This is a genomic window from Fervidobacterium riparium, assembly GCF_025370035.1.
GTDB lineage: Bacteria > Thermotogota > Thermotogae > Thermotogales > Fervidobacteriaceae > Fervidobacterium > Fervidobacterium gondwanense.
The window spans coordinates 931,098-952,557 of the sequence record NZ_CP009277.1; the positions used below are offsets into that span (position 1 = coordinate 931,098).

The 21,460-nt window shown below is 40.0% G+C and carries 17 protein-coding genes and 2 tRNA genes; 7 read left to right on the plus strand and 12 right to left on the minus strand.

Features of this window, described 5'->3' with window-relative positions; translation table 11 throughout:
- Nucleotides 1–31: 31 nt before the first annotated feature.
- From gltA to IB67_RS04220, 6 genes are all read right to left on the minus strand, one after another.
- The gene (gene gltA, locus IB67_RS04195; protein ID WP_072757941.1) at nt 32–1,435 is read right to left on the minus strand and encodes an NADPH-dependent glutamate synthase; all 1,404 of its coding nucleotides are present in this window, start codon (nt 1,433–1,435) and stop codon (nt 32–34) included.
- Nucleotides 1,426–2,286, minus strand: a complete 861-nt coding sequence (locus IB67_RS04200; protein ID WP_072757943.1) for a sulfide/dihydroorotate dehydrogenase-like FAD/NAD-binding protein — start codon at nt 2,284–2,286, stop codon at nt 1,426–1,428. Before IB67_RS04200 ends, gltA begins: the two co-directional genes overlap by 10 nt.
- A 41-nt stretch (nt 2,287–2,327) precedes the next feature.
- Nucleotides 2,328–3,170, minus strand: a complete 843-nt coding sequence (locus IB67_RS04205) for a methyl-accepting chemotaxis protein (protein WP_072757945.1) — start codon at nt 3,168–3,170, stop codon at nt 2,328–2,330.
- Nucleotides 3,171–3,175: 5 nt separating this feature from the next.
- Nucleotides 3,176–3,955: an oxygen-binding di-iron domain-containing protein gene (locus tag IB67_RS04210; RefSeq protein ID WP_072757947.1), complete on the minus strand. Its 780-nt coding sequence runs from the start codon at nt 3,953–3,955 to the stop codon at nt 3,176–3,178.
- A 68-nt stretch (nt 3,956–4,023) separates the two neighbouring features.
- Complete coding sequence (locus IB67_RS04215) at nt 4,024–4,545, minus strand: chromate transporter (protein ID WP_072757949.1); 522 nt, start codon at nt 4,543–4,545, stop codon at nt 4,024–4,026.
- Nucleotides 4,542–5,102, minus strand: coding sequence for a chromate transporter (locus IB67_RS04220; RefSeq protein ID WP_245789458.1), 561 nt, complete (start codon nt 5,100–5,102; stop codon nt 4,542–4,544). Before IB67_RS04220 ends, IB67_RS04215 begins: the two co-directional genes overlap by 4 nt.
- Before the next feature lie 433 nt (nt 5,103–5,535).
- Between IB67_RS04220 and IB67_RS04225 the strand changes: the two genes are divergently transcribed.
- Nucleotides 5,536–6,384, plus strand: coding sequence for a DMT family transporter (locus IB67_RS04225; protein WP_072758288.1), 849 nt, complete (start codon nt 5,536–5,538; stop codon nt 6,382–6,384).
- Between the two features lie 28 nt (nt 6,385–6,412).
- Here IB67_RS04225 and polA read toward each other — a convergent pair whose 3' ends face one another.
- From polA to IB67_RS04250, 5 genes are read right to left on the minus strand one after another with little or no spacing between them, the layout of a single operon-like run.
- A complete protein-coding gene (polA, locus tag IB67_RS04230) occupies nt 6,413–9,106 on the minus strand; it encodes a DNA polymerase I (RefSeq protein ID WP_072757951.1) in 2,694 nt (897 codons plus the stop codon).
- The gene (locus IB67_RS04235) at nt 9,084–9,467 is read right to left on the minus strand and encodes a carboxymuconolactone decarboxylase family protein (protein ID WP_072757953.1); all 384 of its coding nucleotides are present in this window, start codon (nt 9,465–9,467) and stop codon (nt 9,084–9,086) included. The genes polA and IB67_RS04235 overlap by 23 nt, the downstream gene beginning before the upstream one ends.
- 26 nt (nt 9,468–9,493) lie before the next feature.
- Nucleotides 9,494–10,363 (minus strand): DegV family protein, encoded by an 870-nt coding sequence (locus IB67_RS04240; protein WP_498875487.1) that lies wholly within the window; start codon nt 10,361–10,363, stop codon nt 9,494–9,496.
- Between the two features lie 19 nt (nt 10,364–10,382).
- A complete protein-coding gene (radA, locus tag IB67_RS04245) occupies nt 10,383–11,762 on the minus strand; it encodes a DNA repair protein RadA (protein ID WP_072757956.1) in 1,380 nt (459 codons plus the stop codon).
- A 27-nt stretch (nt 11,763–11,789) separates the two neighbouring features.
- Nucleotides 11,790–14,261 carry an ATP-dependent Clp protease ATP-binding subunit gene (locus IB67_RS04250; RefSeq protein WP_072757959.1) on the minus strand — a complete coding sequence of 824 codons (2,472 nt, stop codon included), beginning with the start codon at nt 14,259–14,261 and terminating at the stop codon, nt 11,790–11,792.
- A gap of 381 nt (nt 14,262–14,642) precedes the next feature.
- Here IB67_RS04250 and IB67_RS04255 point away from each other — a divergent pair, with 381 nt between their 5' ends.
- Nucleotides 14,643–15,608 carry an acetylxylan esterase gene (locus IB67_RS04255; RefSeq protein ID WP_072757960.1) on the plus strand — a complete coding sequence of 322 codons (966 nt, stop codon included), beginning with the start codon at nt 14,643–14,645 and terminating at the stop codon, nt 15,606–15,608.
- 172 nt (nt 15,609–15,780) lie between these two features.
- On the opposite strand, the gene IB67_RS04260 is transcribed toward IB67_RS04255, so the two are convergent.
- A complete protein-coding gene (locus IB67_RS04260; protein ID WP_434223566.1) occupies nt 15,781–18,132 on the minus strand; it encodes a DUF4350 domain-containing protein in 2,352 nt (783 codons plus the stop codon).
- Between the two features lie 161 nt (nt 18,133–18,293).
- On the opposite strand from IB67_RS04260, the gene IB67_RS04265 reads away from it, so the two are divergent.
- The 5 genes from IB67_RS04265 (at nt 18,294) to IB67_RS04285 (ending at nt 21,458) form a co-directional block, all read left to right on the plus strand.
- Nucleotides 18,294–18,369: transfer RNA gene (locus IB67_RS04265), tRNA-Met, on the plus strand.
- Between the two features lie 29 nt (nt 18,370–18,398).
- A tRNA-Thr gene (locus IB67_RS04270) sits at nt 18,399–18,474 on the plus strand.
- Nucleotides 18,475–18,596: 122 nt separating this feature from the next.
- Nucleotides 18,597–19,913, plus strand: a complete 1,317-nt coding sequence (obgE, locus tag IB67_RS04275) for a GTPase ObgE (RefSeq protein WP_424695526.1) — start codon at nt 18,597–18,599, stop codon at nt 19,911–19,913.
- On the plus strand, nt 19,864–20,520 hold the full coding sequence (locus IB67_RS04280; RefSeq protein WP_072757964.1) for a nicotinate-nicotinamide nucleotide adenylyltransferase: 657 nt from the start codon (nt 19,864–19,866) through the stop codon (nt 20,518–20,520). The genes obgE and IB67_RS04280 overlap by 50 nt, the downstream gene beginning before the upstream one ends.
- A complete protein-coding gene (locus IB67_RS04285; RefSeq protein ID WP_072757966.1) occupies nt 20,514–21,458 on the plus strand; it encodes a tRNA dihydrouridine synthase in 945 nt (314 codons plus the stop codon). The genes IB67_RS04280 and IB67_RS04285 overlap by 7 nt, the downstream gene beginning before the upstream one ends.
- Nucleotides 21,459–21,460 lie beyond the last annotated feature (2 nt).

A 21,460-nucleotide genomic window follows, 5' to 3' on the forward strand; every position in this document is an offset into this window, starting at 1 on the left:
TATCCCCATACCCCCTTACTCGTGTTCATCATCAACTTTTAAGAAATTCGGCAATACCTCTTGTAGCCGTCTTACCTGCCCCCATGGCTAAGATTACAGTCGCAGAACCTGTTACGATATCTCCTCCCGCAAAGACCTTTGGTATGCTCGTCTGCCCCATTTCATTTGTTACAATGTATCCGTACTTGTTAGTTTTCAAATCCGGAAATTGGTTTAGGAGGAATTTATTCGCCTCAGTTCCGATAGCTTCTATAACTGTATCAGCTTCGATAACGAAATTGCTGTTCGGAATGATAACCGGTTTTCTTCTCCCGCTTTCATCCGGCTCGCTCAGTTGCATCCTTACACATTCAATTGCGACTAAATTCCCATGCGCGTCACCTATGTATGTAACCGGTGTTGATAAGTACATGAACTCAATGCCCTCTTCTTTGGCATGCGCTATTTCGGCTTTACGAGCCGGCATCTCCGATTCGGTTCTCCGGTACACTACCGTTACATGTGCCCCCAACCTTAAAGCGCTGCGTGCAGCATCCATCGCAGTGTTACCTCCCCCGACAACGACAACTCTTTTTCCAATCCTGATAGGTGTATCGTATTCAGGAAACTTGTATGCGCGCATGAGGTTTACTCGAGTCAGGAATTCGTTGGCAGAGTAGACTCCATTCAGCTCGCTTCCTGGAATTCCCATGAATTTCGGAGTACCCGCACCGACGCCTACAAAGAGTGCATCGTATTTTTCAAGTAATTCCTTTGGCGAGATTGCGTAACCTACTGGTATGTTCTTTATAAAATTTACTCCAAGAGCCTCTAAATGTGAAATCTCTTTGCCAACAATCTTTTTTGGCAACCTGAACTCAGGTATTCCATATACGAGAACCCCTCCAAATTCATGTAGCGCTTCGTATATATCAACACTGATTCCAAGCTTTCCAAGTTCTGAGGCTACCGTAAGACCAGCAGGACCAGAGCCTATGACAGCAACCTTCTTATCTACGTAATCTTTTTGTGCGTTTGATGTGTTAGAAGACTCTTCGTCGGTCAAATTGTTCACATTATTCTCTCTTGCCCAGTCTGCAACAAATCTTTCGAGCGCACCGATATTTATAGGTTTTCCAATTTTGTTGAGAACACAAACCCCCTCACACTGTATTTCTTGTGGGCAAACCCTTCCGCAGATAGCAGGGAGGTAATTATATGATTTTAGTATTTTAAAAGATCTATCTAAATTACCTTTAACGATTTCTCTTATGAAACCCGGTATATCTATGCCAACTGGGCAACCTGATATACAAGTTGGTACTTTACACTGTAAGCACCTTTTCGCCTCTTCCTGTGCCATCTCGTATGTGTAACCCAAAGATACTTCTGAAAAAGTGTGGTGCCTTTCTTCTGGTTCTAATTCCCTGACTTCTATTCTGTCTTTTACAGCCACGAGATATCACCAACCTGCTTAATGAAACTTTCCAAAGCCAATGTTTCTTGTTCTCTATACTGACTGAGTCTTTTGATAAAACTTTCCCAATCCACATATCGGCCATCAAATTCGGGTCCATCGACACAAACGTACTGTATTTCACTTTCTCCGTCTTTCTTTATAACCGTCCTGCAGCCTCCGCACATTCCTGTGCCATCTATCATAATCGAATTAAGTGATACCCACACAGGTGTATCAAATTCCTTTGCTACCAAACTTGCATATTTCATCATAACTGCAGGTCCTATCGCCCAAATAACGTCGAATTTCTCACTTCTAAGCTTGTCTTTCATAACATCTACAACGCTTCCTTTTTTGCCATAACTTCCATCGTCCGTGCAAGTTGTTAAGTCATCTGCGAAGGTAAATTCATCCTTTAGGATTAGTTCATCTACTGTCTTCGCACCTATTATTACATTTACTCTGTTATTAAAACTTTTCAAAGCCTTAGCTATTGGGAAAATTGCAGCTATACCAATACCACCGCCGATGATTAAAGTATTTCCATAGTACTTTATCTCACTTGGCTTGCCCAGAGGACCAACTACATCGTGCAGTACATCACCTTTATTTTTCATACACAATTCAAGAGTAGATTTACCTATGGCTTTTACAACTATCCTGAACTGCTTCCCACTGACATCTGCTATGGTTAATGGTATACGCTCACCTTTTTCTGTATTTCGAACAATTACAAATTGTCCGGGTTTTGCGTGTTTGGCTACGAATTCGTTGTTGATCCAGAATTCGTACACACCTTTGCAGAGCCTTTTTTTCTCTACTATTTCATTTATGGGATTTTCCATCATGGATACCTCCAAATAGGGAGATAGCATATGCGCTTTCTAATTCACAGCTGCAAATCCTTGAGTTTTGTCTGAGCTTTGACTATTGAAGATATGACTCTTGAGAGAGTTTCAAATTTTTCAGATGCTTTGTTCATCACTTCTACTGCAGAATTGAAATTCCCAGTTTCTTGTACAAGCTCGCTCTTTGTTTGTAATAGTAATTCTGAAACGTGGGATAACAAAGCAGAATTTTGCTGCATGAATCCCATCAATTGTTCCATCGAGGTCTGTACTGCTTTGAATATATCTCCAACGAGCTTTATGCTTTCAAGTGCTTCAGAGACTGACTCCGAAAGCTCTTTAACAAGTTCGTTGATATCCTTAGCGACCCTGTTAGATTCGCCTGCCAATTTTTGTACTTCGGAAGCTACAACGGCAAATCCGCGACCGAATTCACCTGCTCTTGCTGCCTCAATGGAAGCATTCAGAGCCAGTAAGTTAGTCTGTTTTGCAATCTTTGTGATTTCAGAAACCATATTCTCAACCTTTGAAAACATTTCTAAGGTACTTGATGTGTTCTTTACTGAGTTCATAACTATTTCGTTTATCTTTGTAATATCCGCACCAGATTTTCTTAGCTCATTAGTGATGTTCTTATTGACAGTTTGGGAATATTCTATGCTGTTAACAATATTCTTACTCTCTTCTTCAAATTGTCCAGAAAGCTCTACCAGTCTTTTTTGCATATTTCTGAAAACCAACTCTAAATCTTTTATGTTTTCCTGCACACCCTTTACGCGAGATATTAGTGCCTCATCTAATTGAGCCATAAATGATGTCATGAGGTTTTCAGCAAAAAATGCGGAAGACATCTTTTCGACAGTATCTTTATTCATGTTTGGCATTTGTATCACCTACCGTATATCTCATCAATGATGTCGATTCCGCACTTTAAGTTTCTAAACCAATCAAAAAGTTTCTTTACATTTTCGCCTCTAAATATTGCACCGTGCTGAGGTGCTACTATTTCTATGTCTTTTCTTTCTACTATGCTGAGCCATTTTCTTAGGGCAACGCTCGAAGTAATATATCTTCTGTGGAACAACTCCATAAGCTTTACATGCTCATTGAAGTTATCTACAAATACATACCTCTGCCCTTTTGGGAAAACTGCAACACCCAAATCACCAGAGAACAGAATCTTTGCTCTCGGGTCATACAATGTAAAATTCCCTGTTGAATGTAAGTAGTGCGCTGGTATGAATTCAAGTTCCGTACCTGATTGGAGGCGAAGCTTGTCACCTTTGTCTGGAAGAGCAACAACTCTACGCTGGTCATAGATCCCGAAGTGAGGTAAGAATCTTGTCCAAAGTGCTGATATATAAATCTTTGCGTTTTCCGCTATCGAAAGCCATAGTGTTATTCCAGATGTCACGTCCGGGTCTTGATGGGTAAAGAAGATGTACTTGATTTTGCTCGGCTCAATAATCTCCGATACGTTCGCAAGGACTCTTGGAAAGACATGGGCACCACCTGGATCTAAGAGCATCGCTTCGTTGCCATCAATTATTAAATATTGGTTCGTCTGGACTATACCTTCCTCTTCCATTTCTTCCCAAGCCAGAAATATGAACTTGTGAACGCCGTCGTCGTAAAGCGTTATGTTTTCAATTCCTTCCTTCGTTGCCATACTTTCACCTCCTGAGTCGAAGAATACCTGTTTTGTCTCACATTAGAATTCTATCATACTTTTGTATTTTATCGAAAGAAAATGTATCCGAACGTTCCCGAGATGAGTAACAAGAGCACAACGTCTATTTTTGTATAAAGTAAGATAAAAATTGCCAGAAGCGTAATAATAAAAGATGTTACTGAACCAAATGAGGAGCTCAAGAAACTCAAAGCAGCGGATGCTATCATTGCCAAGACTATGGGTTTTAGTTTGGATATAACAAACTGAACTACAGTATTTTGAGAATGCCTTCTGTAAAATAAATAAAGTGTCAAAGTGGAGATAACGGGAACCAATATGACAGAAAGCGTAGCCACTAAAGAACCGAAAATTCCTCCCATTTTATATCCCACAAACGTCGCAGCGTTTATTCCAATTGGTCCTGGCGTCGATTGCGAAATAGCCACAATCTCATTGAATTCTTCTACAGAAAGCCATTTGTTAGTATCAACGACATAGTGGATTATTGTTTTCAGTATACTGTATCCACCACCAAAACTAACTGCACCTATTTGCAAGAACGTCGTAAAGAGTTTTATGCAAATCATTTTCCATTCACTCTCCTACCAATATAGGTTCTAACAATACCGTACAAGATTCCAAGGAGTATCAGATAGAATGGACTAAAATTGAAAATGCTTAATAATGCAAGAGCTACAGCAAAGACAATAATGTCTTCCTTGCTCTTTATACTCGTCTTCCACATCTTTAAGACGCTTACAAATATTACAGCAAAGAGTGGTACCTTCATACCTTTCAAAAACGGTTGCAGAACGTTGTAAAACTTTCCAAGAACAACGGCGATCGTTATTATTATAAGTGTTGGAAAGAAGATAGCACCGGCAACGGCTGCTAACAGTCCTGGAATTTTCCGAAGCTTATAACCAACCAGCGTTGAAGTGTTTACTGCAATTGGTCCTGGCATCGATTGGGCTATGACAAGTAATGCTGAAAACTCATCGTCAGAAATGAATTTGTGCTTGTTGACGTATTCATCCCTGATCACAGGAACCATAGCGTAACCACCACCGATGGTAACACCACCAATTTTCGCATTTATCGAGAAGATTTTCAGCAGAGAAACATGTGTAGCATCACCGTTCAATTCTTCCACCTCCGACGTTTTCATATTCTCAATCAATAAAGTGCGTGCTAAAATGATTATAACATCAAAATGGGGGTGTATCAAAGGGTCAACGCCCCACCACTGAAGTGGCGGGCTTGAAGCCCCCGTTGACTAGCCTCAGCTATGGTCCAAAGGACCATCAGGCTACGTTAGATGGGTCACGACACCATGGAATGCTGCTCAAGTTCCATGCTCTGTCGCCTATCGTTAAACAGTTCTGGCGGGTAGGAACAGTGCGGTAGGCACGACAAGCCCATCTAACATTGGCGATGAGCTCCTAACTCCGTAAGGAGGTTTACAGCAAAGGATGGGTGTATGCCCACCCTTATCTAAGACAAAAACATATTTGAAAGGAGGGAAGAGGCTCTCTCATTACAAGACTAAAGTTGCGTGTCTCCGAGAGCCAAGGACGATGAAGTCTGGGATCGGACTTCTTTGGATGACTATCAGAATTGTACTGCTCGGATACGAAAGGATAGCTGGGAACAGAATTTCGAGAGGTTCTCCAACTTTCGTTGCGGCGTGGGGTTTTTTCTTCTTTTCGTTTCTCTCATTGTTCCCGTTTTTCAACTACATTACCAAAGAAATCTTGTTGCTTTCTCTGATAAGTGGTACTATTTATTCTGTTTCATTTTCCCTATATACATATGCGTTAGGTCATGAAGATGCTTCAGTGATAGCACCGCTGTACAACCTCAACGCTGTTTTCTTAGTTGTTCTATCAGCTATCTTCCTTGGAGAACAATTTAGTTTGAAAAGACTTATAGGTGCACTGCTTATGATTTATGGTGTTAGTTATCTAAAAAAGGGAGATAATATAGCGATCTCTTACAAGAATATTTTCAAAAGCAAGGGTGCGGTTGCTATGATATTGGCATCGAGCTTGATGGCAGTTGGAAGGATAATCGACAGGAAGATAACGATAGATGTCTCACCGATAGGGTATTCTGTTGGGATATATTTGATTATAAGTCTCTACATACTACTTTACGGTCTCGTTAGAAAGAATAAACCAGTAGAGTATTTCAATCTCGTAAGAGAAAAATGGTTATACTTAATCCTCGGTGGAATATGTAATGCATATTCTTACGTTGCGCTTCTCAAAGCCTTCAACTACTTCGGCGTGAGTGTAGCTGAGCCACTTTCGATGTTGTCAGTCTTTGTCACGATGTTCTTTGCAAAGGTTTTCTTAAAAGAAAAGATAGGAGTCAGAGTCATAGCTGCGGTTCTGCTGTTTTTTGGAAGTATCTTAATATATTAAAAGCACCACTTTTTTCAGTGGTGCTCTTCTAAATCATGTATTTATCTACGTAAATGTCCACGGTTAGAGGCACTCTGAGCTTAACAGCGTTTTCCATCTCAAATTTCACAATTTCTTTCATTATCTCAACCTCGTCTTCAGGAACTTCAAAAACAAGTTCGTCGTGTACTTGTAATATCATCAAGCTCTTCAAATTTTCTTTTTTCATTCTTTCGTATATATTAATCATCGCTATCTTCATTATATCTGCTGCTGTTCCTTGTATCGGTGTGTTTATCGCGATTCTTTCACCTTCTGCCCGGATATTTTGATCCTTTGAATTGATCTGTGGTATCTCCCGGCGTCTTCCAAATAAAGTTTTTACATATCCGTTCTTCCTCGCAAATTCTTTTGTCGTTGCTATATATTCCTGTACGTTCTTATATGTTTCGAGATATGCCTCTATTACTTTTCTTGTCTCTTTTACATCCATTCCAAGCCTTTTTGCCAAGCCATAAGGTGATACGCCGTACACTATGGCAAAGTTGATCATCTTCCCAACGCGCCTCATACTGTCTGTAACGAATTCCTCACTAACATTGAAAATCTTCTTCGCACTTTCTAAGTGGATATCTTTGTCTTCTCTAAACGCTCTTATCAACTCCGGATCCTCGCTTATGTGTGCAAGCACGCGCAATTCAATTTGGGAATAATCGGCCCCCAAGAGCCACCAGCCTTCTTTTTGTGGCCTTACCGCCATCCTTATTTCCTTACCTTCGTCAGTTCTTCCCGGCAGGTTTTGGAGATTTGGATCCGAGCTACTCAACCGTCCCGTTGCCGTACCAGTTTGATTGAATGATGCGTGCACCCTGCCAGTGTACTTGTTAACCATGGATGGAATCGCATCAACATATGTACTCTTGAGTTTCTGGATTTTTCGATACTCGAGTAGTAGCTTCGCTATTTCATAATCACCTGCAAGGTTCTCAAGTACTTCGACATCTGTTGAGTAAGCACCAGTGCTTGTTGACTTTACAGCAGGTAGGTTGAGTTTCTCGAATAGTATATATCCAACCTGCTTAGGTGAATTTAGATTGAAGACCTCACCAGCTAATTCAAATATCTTTTGAGAAAGGTTGGAGAGCTTCTTATCCATTTCATTTGACAAGTTATTTAGATAACCAATATCGAAGTAAACGCCGTTCAATTCAAGTTCCGCAAGAACTTTTACCATCGGTAATTCTATCTTTTCGTACAACTCTGTTAATTCGTAAGAATAGATAAGCGGGTAAAGCTTGTTGTGTATTCTCAATGACATGTCGGCATCTTCACAAGAGTACTTTGCAGCTGCTTCAACGGGGACATAAGAAAAGTCACCTGCAAAGAGTGGAACGGAAGATTGGACAACTTCCTCGTAGCTTATCATCTTGTGCCCTAAAAGCTTGAGAGCGAGGTCATCGAGATTGAATCTTTTCTCGTTGGGATTTAGAAGGTATGCTTCGAGCATCGTGTCAAAAGATGGGTAAGGAAACTCTACGCCCATCTTCTTGAGGAATTTGATGTCGAATTTTATATTATGCCCACCAAAGTTTTTTAAATTTAAAACTATCTCAAGGAAGTGTTTGGCTTTCTCATACTGGATATTCGGACCACCAATATGCGACAAAGGTATGTAATAAGCGATGCCTTCATCGATAGCGATCGATATACCAACAATCTTTCCCGTATGTGGATCTAAAGATGTGGTTTCCAAATCTAAAGATATCTTTTTTGCTTTCTCAATTTCACTAAGTAGTTTTTCAAGTTCCTTTTCATTTCGCACGACATTGTATTGAGACTTGTCCGTCAAACTCGATGAAAGTTGTAATTCTTTAATAATACTGGAAAACTCAAATTTTTTGAGTGTTTCCAAAAGTACCTCAGGTTTATATCCCTCAAATACAAGATTTTTTAGTTCTATATTTATTTCTACATTTGAATTCAGCTCAACCAGTTTTCTGCTCAGTTCAAAATCTTCAAGACTGCTTTGTATGCGTTCTCTTACTTTCTCTGGAAGCTTATCGAGGTTGTTGAGAGCGTTTTCAACACTACCAAATTCTTGCAAAATCCTTGCAGCGGTCTTTTCACCTATTCCCGGAACTCCCGGAATGTTATCTGAGGCATCTCCAACAAGTGCGAGATAATCTGCTATCTGATTTGGATAAATACCGTATTTTTCGTATACTTCTTTATCTGTGTATTTCTTAATATCCGTTACGCCTTTTTCTATACGCCATACGTAAGTATTATCTTTAATAAGTTGCAGCATGTCTTTATCGCTAGTAACTATGTTTATTTCTTCTATATTCAGAAAATCTTTGTTTCTTTCGAAGATTTTTACAAATGTAGCTATTACATCATCCGCTTCGTAACCTGGATATTTCAGAACTTTTACCCCAAAACTTTGAACTAACTCTTCAGCAAAATCAATTTGTTTTAATAAAGGTTCAGGTGTTTCTGGTCTATGCGCTTTGTACTGCTGATAGAGTTCCTTTCTATACGTACTTCCACCTTTGACATCAATAACAAAAGCGCAGTAATCCTTACCTACCGAAACATTTTCCTTCAGAAATTTCAAAAGCATCCTTGCAACACCAAAGAGGGCACCAGTTGGTAGCCCTGTTGTTGTTGACAAAGATTGATCAATTGCAAAGTATGCCCTATAAAGCAATCCAGTACCGTCAAATAGAAATACCTTCGCCACTCGATTGCAACCTCCGAATTTCTAGTAATGTGTTTACCGCACGCCTGAGATGAGGAATAACTATCGAGCCACCTACAATCAGTGCTATATCGAATGTTTCAAAGAATTCCTCATCTGTCGCACCAAGCTCTGCGCATCTAATCATATGGTAAGTGATGCAGTCATCACATCTCAGAACCATTGAGGCGACCAATCCCATGAGTTCTTTTACTTTTGGTTCCAATGCTCCGTTCTGATACACAGCACCATCTAAATTCCAGAATCGCTTTGTGTTGAGCGTACCTCTGTCGAGTATTTCCTTATTCATTCTTTCTCTAAATTTTTTGAATTCTTCAAGTGTGTTGAATTGACTTTCTGACATCCTTTTGCCCCCTTTGGAACTAAACATCAATACTTCTCAATACCAAAGCCTGCTTGTCCTGGTCCAACGTGCATTGAAATGACTTTTCCGGTCGGAGTATAGTAAACATTCTTGACTTTATACACACCTTTTAGAATCTGTTCTATCTCTTTCAGTTCCTCCATGTTGTCGCAACTAACCATGTACAAATCGACCGTACTGCCAGGTGTGAAACCTTCTGATTCTGCTTTTTTAAGTAGCTCATCCACGATAGCTTTGAAACCTCTGGCCTTAGTGAATGGAACCATATTTCCTTCTTCGTTTATATATATCCCAACTCTGATTTTGAACAGTGAACCAACAAATCCTGCAAATTTGCTTACTCTTCCGCCTTTTACCAAGAAGTTAAAATCTTGAACGTAGAAGAACGCACCGAAACCTTTAGCTTTTATCTTCTTTTCAAGTTCTTGTGCGACATCATCGAGTTCCGCTTCCAAATTAAGAAGCTCTCTGGCATAGCGAGCCATTGGGGAGATTGCAGTAGATGCCATTTTGGAGTCGACAACCTTGACGGGAATATCAACTTCATGCGCCGCAAGGGTAGCAGAATTAAATGTTCCTGACATTGCACTTGAAATTGTTATTACTAATATCCCCTCGTAACCCTGCGACTTTAGTTCCTCATATTTCATTCTCCAGTCCTCGATACTGGGTTGCGAACTCTTCGGCAATTCCTGAGCATTTTTGAGTTTTTCGTAAAATTTCTTCAGATTTTCGAATTCTCTCGTATCATCTTTTTCCGTTGAGCCATCTGGCCAGTTTACGTAGAGAGGTACAATGTCGACATCCCATTCCTTGAGCATCTCTTTTGGAAAATCTGACGTACTGTCAACCAATATCTTTACTTTCTTAGGCATACTCCACACCTCACTTTGTTTATTCTGATTTCGCTATCACTTTAAAGAGTTCTTTGATGTTCCTTATAGATATAACTTCCATTTTCGAATCTTTTGGGGTGTATTTAACGTTCTCAGGAATTATAATCTTATCAAGCCTAAGATTTTTTGCATTATCTATCCTTTTTGTAACGTTCACTGCCGCTCTAACACTGCCATCGAGTCCTATCTCTCCAACCATGAATGTATTTCCGATATATGAATCTAAGAAAGAGGAAAGAATCGCACCTGCAATAGCCAATTCGCAACCTGGATCTGTAATATTTAAACCACCAGAGACATTCAAATATATATCGTGGAAGTCAAGCGGCAAGTTCAGGTGCTTAGCAAGCACGGCTGATATTATAATCACTTTCCTCACGTCTACACCGTGGGAAATTCTCCGTCCTGAAGCCATTTTGACTCTCGAAACTAACGCTTGAATCTGAACATTCAAAGGTCTACTGCCTTCAAAAACTCCTGTAAACACGTTTCCAGCGGTGTCTGAATACGTTAAAAGCTTGTCTTCGGAAAGGCTACTCAAACCTTCTTGCGTCATCTGGAAGACTGCAATCTCGCCGCTTGGACCGTATCTGTTTTTCTGAACTCTGAGTATCCTATAATCGGTTGTCCTCTCACCTTCAAAGTAAACAACAGTATCCACAACATGCTCAACAAGTTTTGGACCAGCGATCAAACCTTCTTTAGTCACGTGTGCGATCAAAATTGCCGGTATTCCGTTCTTCTTGCTAAAAATCCTCACTTTTTCAACGACGGCCTTAATCTGAACAACTCCACCTACTGGTGAGTCAATATCAGCACTGCTCAAAGTCTGGATGGAATCAACAATTATGAGTTTTGTTTTGTCCACATCGATGTTATTTAGCACGTCTTCTATTTGTGTTTCCGATGTAATTAATATGTTATTATTCTTTATATTCAAGCGTTTAGCTCTGTTTCCTATCTGCGAAACACTTTCTTCACCTGAAATATAGTACACGTGCTTTTCATCATTGACTGAGGATATTGAATTGCAAATCTGGAGTGCCAAGGTACTCTTTCCAACCCCAGGCTCTCCACCCAATAAAAGAACCTGCCCGTGTACAAAACCGCCGTTTAGAAGTTGATCCAAAGCGGGTATGTTTGTCTTGATTCTTTTTTCATTAGTTAATTCTATCGCACTCTTTATATCAAAAAAGCGAGGATGAGCCTGAAACATCCCCGCACTATCTGCTCGTATAGATTTTGAACTAAGAGAAACATCTTTCATCTGAAATTCTTTAGCGGTATTCCATTCACCGCATACTGGACACTTACCAAACCACTTTGGAGATTCGTAACCGCACTTATCACATACGTATATAGTTTTCCCCTTCGCCATAGTGGTAAGTCCTTTCTCAGTTTTTTCTTAATTAACTGTCTGCATCTCAGCTTTTTTGTTTATAACAAAACCAAGCTTCTCTCCTTCTTGAACAACGTAAACTTCTGAGCTATCTTCAACTTCACCTTTCAGCAGTTCTTCAGAGAGTGGGTCTTCGATGTATTTTTGAATGGCTCGCTTAAGTGGTCTTGCGCCGTAGACATTATCGTACCCAACGTTGACAAGAAATTCTTTCGCTTCCGGTGAAAGCACGAGAGTGATATGCCTTTCGGAAAGTCTTGAACGTATATCTCTCAAAAGTATGTCTATGATTTGTTCTATATGCTCTTTTGTAAGCTTGTGGAAAACTATTATTTCATCGACTCTGTTAATGAATTCCGGTTTGAATACCCGTTTAACTTCATCTAAAACCTTGTCTTTCATTTCGCTGAATTCTCTTTCTCGTGTTTCTCCCTCTACAAATCCGAGGCTCTTTCTTGTGGCAACGATGTCGCTACCACCTATATTGCTTGTCATGATTATTATAGTGTTCCTAAAATCTACAACGTGACCCTGTGAATCTGTTAACCTTCCGTCGTCCATTATCTGCAACAACAAGTTGAACACATCGGGGTGTGCCTTTTCAATTTCATCGAACAGTATCACAGAGAATGGTCTTCTTCTTACTTTTTCAGTTAGTGTTCCACCTTCTTCGTATCCAACATATCCCGGAGGTGCACCAATAAGCCTTGAGACGGAGAATTTTTCCATATACTCGCTCATGTCAAATCTGACAAGCGCTTTCTCGTCACCAAACAGGTATTCAGCTAACGTCTTTGCAAGCTCTGTCTTTCCAACACCAGTTGGACCTAAGAACAAGAAAACTCCAACTGGTCTTCTTGGATCTTTTAAACCACTTCGAGCACGTCTAATAGCCCTTGCTATCGCATTTATCGCTTCTTCTTGACCTACAACCCTCTCGTGAAGTGCGGATTCGAGTTTCAATAATTTTTCTCTTTCTGTCTCTTCGAGTTTCTTTAAAGGAATGCCTGTCCATCCTGCAACTACTTCTTCGATTTCTGGAACATCAACAGTGGCAATTGTAGAATCTATCTCTTTGCGCCAGTCATTGTACATATCATTGAATTTTTCTCTTAGCTCTTGTTCTTTCTGTTTTAATTCGGCAGCTCGTTCGTAGTCTTGCTTGGCAACAGCTTCTTCTTTTTCATTTCTTACAGATTCTATTTGTAGCTTTAATAGTTGCAATTCACTTGGCATTACAAACAATTTAAGCCTCGTTCTCGCTCCGGCCTCATCTATCACGTCGATTGCTTTGTCTGGCAAGAAATGATCAGTTATGTAACGCTGGGAGAGATAAACCGCAGCTTCTAAGGATTTATCTGTGTACTTGACTTTGTGATGACTTTCATATTTTGCCTTCAAACCTTTTAAGATTTCAAGCGCCATCTGTGGCGTTGGTTCTTGGACGTATATCTTCTGGAACCTTCTTTCAAGTGCCGCATCTTTTTCTATGTATTTTCTGTATTCATCTGGTGTCGTTGCGCCAATACAGTGAAGTTCGCCACGTGCGAGCGCGGGTTTCAATATATTTGCCGCATCTACGGCTCCTTCAGCCGAACCTGCTCCAACTATCATGTGGAGTTCGTCTATGAAGAGTATTATGTCTTTATTTCCTTTTACTACTTGGAGTAATTTCTTCATCCTCTTTTCGAATTCTCCACGATACTTCGTGCCTGCTACTATGGCTGCAACATCGAGAGAAAAAATAGTCTTACCCTTAAGTGGTTCAGGTACTTCACCAGAGACAATTTTCTGTGCGAGCCCTTCAACAATTGCGCTCTTACCTACACCAGGTTCTCCGATGAGAACTGGATTATTCTTCTTTCTCCTCACCAATATCTGCATTAATCTTTCTATTTCATTTTCGCGACCGATAACCGGGTCAAGCTCTCCTCGGAGTGCTTGCGCTGTCAGGTCTACACCAAAGCCTTCAAGTTGCCTCACGGCTGGCGAGGATGGCTGCTCTTCGTATGAAGGCAGTGGCTGAGCTTCTTCGAAGAAATCTTCCTCGGAGATGTTATCTGCGATCTCTTTTCTTAGCGCCTGAATGTTTACATTTAATTTTTTCAAAATATGGATTGCTATACCTTCACCTTCTCGTAATATACCGAGCAACAAATGTTCGGGATCTATCTTTTCGCTTCCCATCATTCGCGCTTCTTCAAAAGCGATTTCTGTTACTTTTCTTGCTCTCGGAGTCATCTGTGGTGACATAATGAAACCGCGCATTCCAAGACCGACTATAGATATTACCTCGTTCTTCACCCGCGCATATGTCAAACCGTATCTTTCCAAAATTGTAGATAATGGTTTATCATTGAGTTTTAATATTGCGAGCAAAAGGTGTTCTGTACCAACATATGAATGTCCAAGGTCTTTCGCCTCTTCTTGAGCAGTAACAAAAACTTTGGCGGATCTTTCAGAAAATCTATCGAACATATCTATCACCTCCAATGTTCAGAATTATTATACCACACTATTTAAGAAAAATAAAGCATGTGGTGTTTCACTTGCCTAATATTCATTAAACAAAGAACAGTATTGAACTAAATGTAAGTGTTGGTTGCATTTAACTTTCAATAATATGTTTTACTCTACCTATTCAGCCAGTTTGTAATGTGAAACTTATGGATGTGAATTAAAAAGTTACTTCTTTTTCTTTATAAGGCAAACGCGAAAAATGAGAAAGTCCGGTAAGATTTTTCCTTATATTAATTAACTCTGCAAGTATAATCAAAAAGGCACATAGATGCGTTACAATTAGAATACCGGAAATTCATAATGGAAAATGAGAGCAAAAAAACAGGGGGGATTTTCGTTATGGTATTTGAAATGCCACTTGAACAGCTCAAAACTTATATGGGAACAAACCCATGTCCACCAGACTTTGACGAATACTGGCAACAAGCATTGAAAGAGATGGACGATGTTGATCCACAAGTTGAAATTGTGAGAGAAACGTCTATTGAAGCACCTTATGCGGAGTGCTATAACCTCTACTTTACAGGGGTAAAAGGTGCAAGGATAAGAGTACAGCTCATAAAGCCTAAGAAGATTGAAGAACCTTGCCCCGCGATATTGAGTTTTCACGGTTATTCTTGGTATTCAGGCGATTGGAGTGATAAATTTGGATTGGTTGCTGCTGGTTTTATTGTTGCCGCGATGGATGTGAGAGGACAGAACGGTTATTCTGAAGATGTTGGTGGGGTGAAAGGAAATACAGTTCATGGACACATTATTAGAGGTTTAGACGGGAAAAAAGAAGACCTCTTGTACAGACAAATTTTCTTGGACACAGCAGAGCTTGCAAAAATAATTGCGAACATGCCGGAAGTAGATAGCCGTAGAATCGCTGCAATGGGATTTTCGCAAGGTGGTGGACTAGCTCTTGCGTGTGCTGCGCTCTCGCCTTATGTATCAAGAGTGATCTCGGTTTACCCATTCTTGTGTGATTACAAGAGAGTTTGGGAGATGGACCTTGCAAAGGATGCGTACGAGGAAATCAGGACGTATTTCAGATTCAGAGATCCACTCCATGAAAGAGAAGATGAAATATTCACGAGACTTGGGTACATAGATGTCCAACATCTTGCAAAATGGATTAAGGCAGAAGTTCTGATGGTCACGGGACTTATGGATACAATCTGCCCGCCATCTACTCAGTTTGCTGCATATAACAAGATTCAAAGTAAAAAGCAGATGTTAATCTACCCTGACTTTGGACATGAACAAATTTTCTTCCTAAATGACAAAATATTCATGTATCTCATGGAAATGCTTAGATGAGTACAAAAAGCTGACATGAGGTAATATCTATAGATTACGAAAAAGAAATTCTGCTGTTTCTTGCGTTAATTGATCGAAAACAAATAGGGGGCTTTTACTGCCCCCTATTTCGTCAAACAGGAACATCTTCGAACTCACTTTATGGGTATATTTAAACTTCCGAAAGGACACTTCATTTCTCTATAGCACCTCGAAAAATCTTTTGAACAAATTCCTTATTTAATTCGAAATCGTAATCTGAGAAAACAGCCTTACCAAGGAGTATTACTTCACCGTCGCCAAATTTGAAACTTGCAGCGAGCACAACCTTATCCACAGGTTGAGCATCATCTTTACCGTCTGAATCCACTGAATTTGCGCTTTCTGACGATATCAGTATATTTGCGTTTCCATATATCAAGAGCGAACATGTTGAGTAAAATCTCACGTTCTCTGCAAGTACTTTATAATTTGCACCATAATTATTAATTTCGTCAACAACTTGATCATCGTTAAACCTTACAGGTGAGTTCATAGCGTCTAAAATCAAATTGAGGTCCTCAGTGTTCCCACCGTTACTATAATCACTCTTTGAGGTAATGACTAATGTACCACCTTTTCTCACGAACTCCACTATATTCTTAATTTCTTCATCTGAATATCCCTTTCCGTTCATAACTATGAGATATTTTCCGTCAAGTGAATCTATCGTGTTTATGTACTGTACATCATATCCTGTTGACTTCAAGAACTTATCAAATAGGGTCAGCTTATCTTTGGAATAATCGTTAGAATGCCCTTGATCAATAAATACAACGTTTCTTAACTGTTCAATAGTCTTGGAATCTTGTGATATACCGAAGGCTTTCAGAAGTTCGATTGCACTTTCAAACACCCTCGCACTTGGGAGAGCTTCTTTGTATATATTGAAGTATTCTTCATCAGAGCCTTTTACTAAGTAAACCTTTTCACCCATCTTGTTGAGCCATTCTATCTCGTCAGGCATCAAATCCTTGAAAAAGCTCAAGCCTTCAGCACTTGGAGTTGGTATGATCACATAGTCGACATCGTAGTCTTTTAGCATCGTTTCACTAAACGACACGATATTTCCTGCGTTGCTAAGTGTTTGTATGGCTCTGAGTAATTCATCTGAAAGGTCATTTTCGTGAAGTTTGTCAAATAGTATAGAAAATCCCGCCTTTTTTGAAACTTCAAATGAAATAGACTGGATATTAACATCGTTGAACAAGAACTCAACCTTGTGTGTACCCTCAGTGAATTTTCCTAAGTCTATACTCTTGTCGTAAATAATGCCATACGATGGCAAAGAAATATCTTCGGTGGAAACTTCCAGATCATCTACCAAAATCCTTAGTTTCCCAGACTCTTCAATGTTTTCTGTGTTGTAGATATCGAAACTAATGCTGACGTTTTGTGAAACATTTGGCTTCTCCGGACCTACTCTGACATAGTTAACTTTTATACCTGATTCTGCTTCAAACCATACCGGTGCAGAGACGATTTCGTTACCGTCCTTTTGCAAGATGTAGATAAAATACCATTCGAAGCCGTCAGGAATTTCGAATGAGTTTCTATACTCAAATTCGTCCTTGCCCTGAACATCCTTTACTTCATAGGTTTTGCTTTGTGAGACGATATACATCTTTCCTACTGGGTCATTCTTATCAGAGTAAAAAACGGATATTTCGACCTGACTATCTTTAGATGAATTCAAGATACTTCCCATTACTGCACCATTTGCGTAGAAATATATCTTTACATTTTTATCCTCACTCGCAAATGTTCTTCTGCTCCACAGAGCCTCCATAACATCTTCGTATGTGAGTTCTTTAGCTAATATTCCAGTTCGACCATCGTTTGCGCTTGCCCAATTTGGTTTGTGGTTATCCTGGTTTGCAGTGGGGCTTAGATGCCAGCCTCTGTTCAGTGCTAAGATGTAGTTTCTGTACATTTCCTCAGAGATAATGTCTGAGCTCGACCAGTTACCATTACCAATTTCTACAAGATTGACGTAATTATCAGCCTCTGGCCAAAACCAGAAATTGTTGAAGTTTCCAAATGTCATTCCTGGATGATTAAATTGAGCCAACTTCTTTACCTTTACTATCCATTCATAAAAGTCTTTCAGGTCACCTTTCTCGTCTCTACTTATGAATTCTAAAGTTTCGTAAACATTTATGTGTCCTGAACCGGCAGTCCATTCAAATCCCTGCAGTCCCACAAATTTGCCTTTCACCGTTGAAGTTCTTGCCGCTTCCTGGGTAAGAGATGTCTTTGACTGACCATTGACAGGGATTTTTAAAAAGTAGCAGTGATCCGTGACTGCCTGAACATCCGCATAGTTTGAAGCATGCTCATAAGCTTCTTCTGGTGTACCTTTCCCGTCCGAAAACGATGTGTGAGCATGTAAATTTCCATAAAATATCTGGTACTCATCTGCAGAACTTAAGCTTAGTGTTGGGAATACTATGAAAGAGAAAAATAGAAGTGTTAGCAAAACTTTAGCAAATTTCGTAGTGTTCATTGACCCATCCTCCCTTCGAAATGGTTGAATTGCCAATTTCGGTTTAGCTAATCATTATACCACAAATTCGATTGGGATTGCTTATCTGGATGAGAAAAAATCGATTCTTGACAGTACAAAACGGCTATGGTAAAATCATACCGCTGTTAGAGATAAGCAGTGGCGGCGTAGCTCAGTGGCTAGAGCAGATGATTCATAATCATCGTGTCAAGGGTTCGAGTCCCTTCGCCGCCACCAATTTTTTAAGTTAGCACTGGTTTGTTTGAGCCAGCGTAGCTCAATCGGTAGAGCGACGCATTCGTAATGCGCAGGTTGAGGGTTCGAGTCCCTCCGCTGGCTCCAAATAGCTAATATCAGCTGATTAGGACTCCGACTGGGAGTCCATATTTTTTTCAATACATAGTATAATAGAGTACGAGACATGAGGTAAATTCAACGGAAACGTTTAAGAAAGAGGTGTAAGTATGGAGAAGATAGGTTTTGTGGATTTAGTAGATTTCTACGTAAAAGCCGGTGACGGTGGAAATGGTGCTGCTACTTTCAGAAGAGAAAAATACGTACCTTTCGGTGGGCCAGATGGCGGAGATGGCGGAGATGGCGGTTTTGTCTTCCTTGTTGCTGACCCAACAATATCAACGTTGTATCATTTAACCGAAAAAAGAAAATATACCGCGGAAAATGGCGAAAATGGTCGACGGAAAAAGCAAGATGGAAAGAGTGGTCGAGATTTAATATTAAGAGTTCCTGTAGGCACTGTTGTTAAAGATTATGATACAGGTGAAGTGATCGCTGACCTTGACGAGCCTGGAAAGTACTGCTGTGTTGCGCGTGGCGGTAAAGGTGGTAGAGGCAACACACATTTCAAATCATCAACAAACCAAGCACCTAAGATTGCTGAGAGAGGTGTAGCTGGAGAGGAGAGACATATCTTACTCGAGCTCAAGTTACTGGCAGACGCGGGACTCGTTGGGTATCCGAATGTTGGGAAAAGCTCTATAATATCGCGAATTAGTAATTCTAAACCTAAGATAGCAAACTATCATTTTACAACACTTATACCCAATCTTGGGGTTGTTGTCGTTGATAAACCCGAAAACTCTTTTGTTGTAGCAGACATTCCAGGGCTGATTAAGGGTGCGAGTGATGGAAAAGGACTTGGGAACGTTTTTCTGAGACATGTAGAAAGGTGTAATTTAATTGTTCACGTTGTTGATATTGCTGGTAGTGAGGGGCGCGATCCAGCGCAGGATTATTACGATATAAGAAAAGAGCTTGAGTTCTTCAGCCCATACCTGGCAAGCAAGGAAGAGATAGTGGTTGGGAATAAATCCGACCTACTTTCAGAGGAAGAACTGTTAAAAAATATCGAGAGATTTAAGAAAGCAACGGGAAAAGACGTGCTTCCAATTTCAGCCGTGGTCGGTATTGGCCTTGACAAGCTTAAGTTCAACATATGGGAGCGCATTAAGGAGAGTCGCAAATTACTTACGGACAGAGTTGATATTGAAAAGATTCAGTTTGCTAAACCAGAACCAGTTAGAATCACGTTGCCGGATAGGGTTGATATCGTTATCACAAGAAATGATAAAGGTGAATTCGAAGTAAAAAGTCAATATATAACAGCGTATCTTGAGAAGTACAAGAAAGAGGCAAAATACATGTTAGAGGATATTCTCGAAATACTTGAAAAGAACGGACTTGATGATAAGTTAAGAAAGGCTGGTGTAAAAGATGGAGATACTGTATGGATTGAGGGAGTTGAATTCACTTTCAAAGAATGATACTGCAGTTCTCTTTGGGAGTTCCTTCAACCCTCCACATTTAGGACATCTTGTCATTTTTAATTACGCATTCAATTACTTCGATGCAGATTTCTATATTTTACCAACCAAAAATCCGCCACACAAAGCGATAAATGTTCCATTTGAAAAACGTTTCGAATGGGCAGTCAAAACTTTTCAGGTTTTTAAGTCGCAATATAAAGGTCTATACATAACCGATTTGGAAAAACATATTGAAGGAGTTAATTACGCCATATATAACGTGGAATACTTCTTGAATTATTATAGAAATGTAATACTTCTTATTGGGGAAGATGCACTTGGCAATATTGAAAAGTGGTTTAAATATGAAGAACTTTTGAGAAAATCAACACTTGCCGTGTATCCAAGGACACGCGATGGAAGGCTTTACAAACGTGGACACGATGTTCTCGGGGAGTTATATGATAAAGTACTCGAACTGGACTTTCCAATTATTGAGATCTCATCATCAGATATTAGGAGATTTGTACGAGAAGGGAAATCGATAACTGGCCTTGTTCCAACCGAAATAGAGGATGACGTCATCAAAACTTACCAACATTTAGAAGAGGGAGAGAGATGGTGAAGAAAGCAAGTTTCCTTCCAGGAAATATTGGATTAGCTCCAATGGCTGGAATAACGGATTACACCTTCAGACGCATATGTTTTGCACGCGGCGCTCACTTTGCTTTTACAGAAATGATTAGTGCAAAGAGTATTCTTATGAATTTATCTGTCAACGAGACTTATTTGCCAAGAGAAGATGAAAAGTACAAAGTTGGCGTGCAGCTCTTCGGTTCGGATCCTTATGAATTATCTGAAGCAGCTTCAATTGTTCAAGAAAGAGGATTGTGGATTGATTTAAATGCGGGGTGTCCAGTTAACAAAGTAGTAAAAAAAGGTGCAGGCAGTGGTTTGTTAAGAGACCTTCATAAGTTAAAAATTATAGTGCGTGAGATGAGAAAGGTTGCAAAACGATTCACTGTTAAAACCCGTATCGGTTGGGACAAATACGAATTTGAAAAGATTTACGACATACTTGTTAGCGAAGGTGTGGACGCGATATTCATCCACGGAAGAACTGCGAAGCAGATGTACTCTGGAGAAGCTGTATGGGATATCTACAATCCTGGACTTGTTCCGTTATACATAAGTGGGGACGTATATTCTCATGATGACTTTAAAAGAGCAACTGAGAAATATGGTATGGACGGTGCTATAGTTGCCAGAGGTGCAATTGGTAACCCTTGGATCTTTTCTGGAGCAAAGCCGTCCTTGAATGAGAGAATTAAAACAGTCTTTGAACATATAGATGGCCTTTACAGTGAATACGGAACACATGGCGTTGTGGAGTTCAGAAAATTCATTGCAGGGTATACTAAGGACCTGCCATACGCACGGGAGTTTAGAAATGTGGCTATGAAAATTACAGACACCGATGAGCTAAAAAGAGCTTTCATCGAATACTTCCGAAGGGTTGAAAATGTACTCGAAGGTATTTATGCTCAAAACGAGAGGGGTTAATG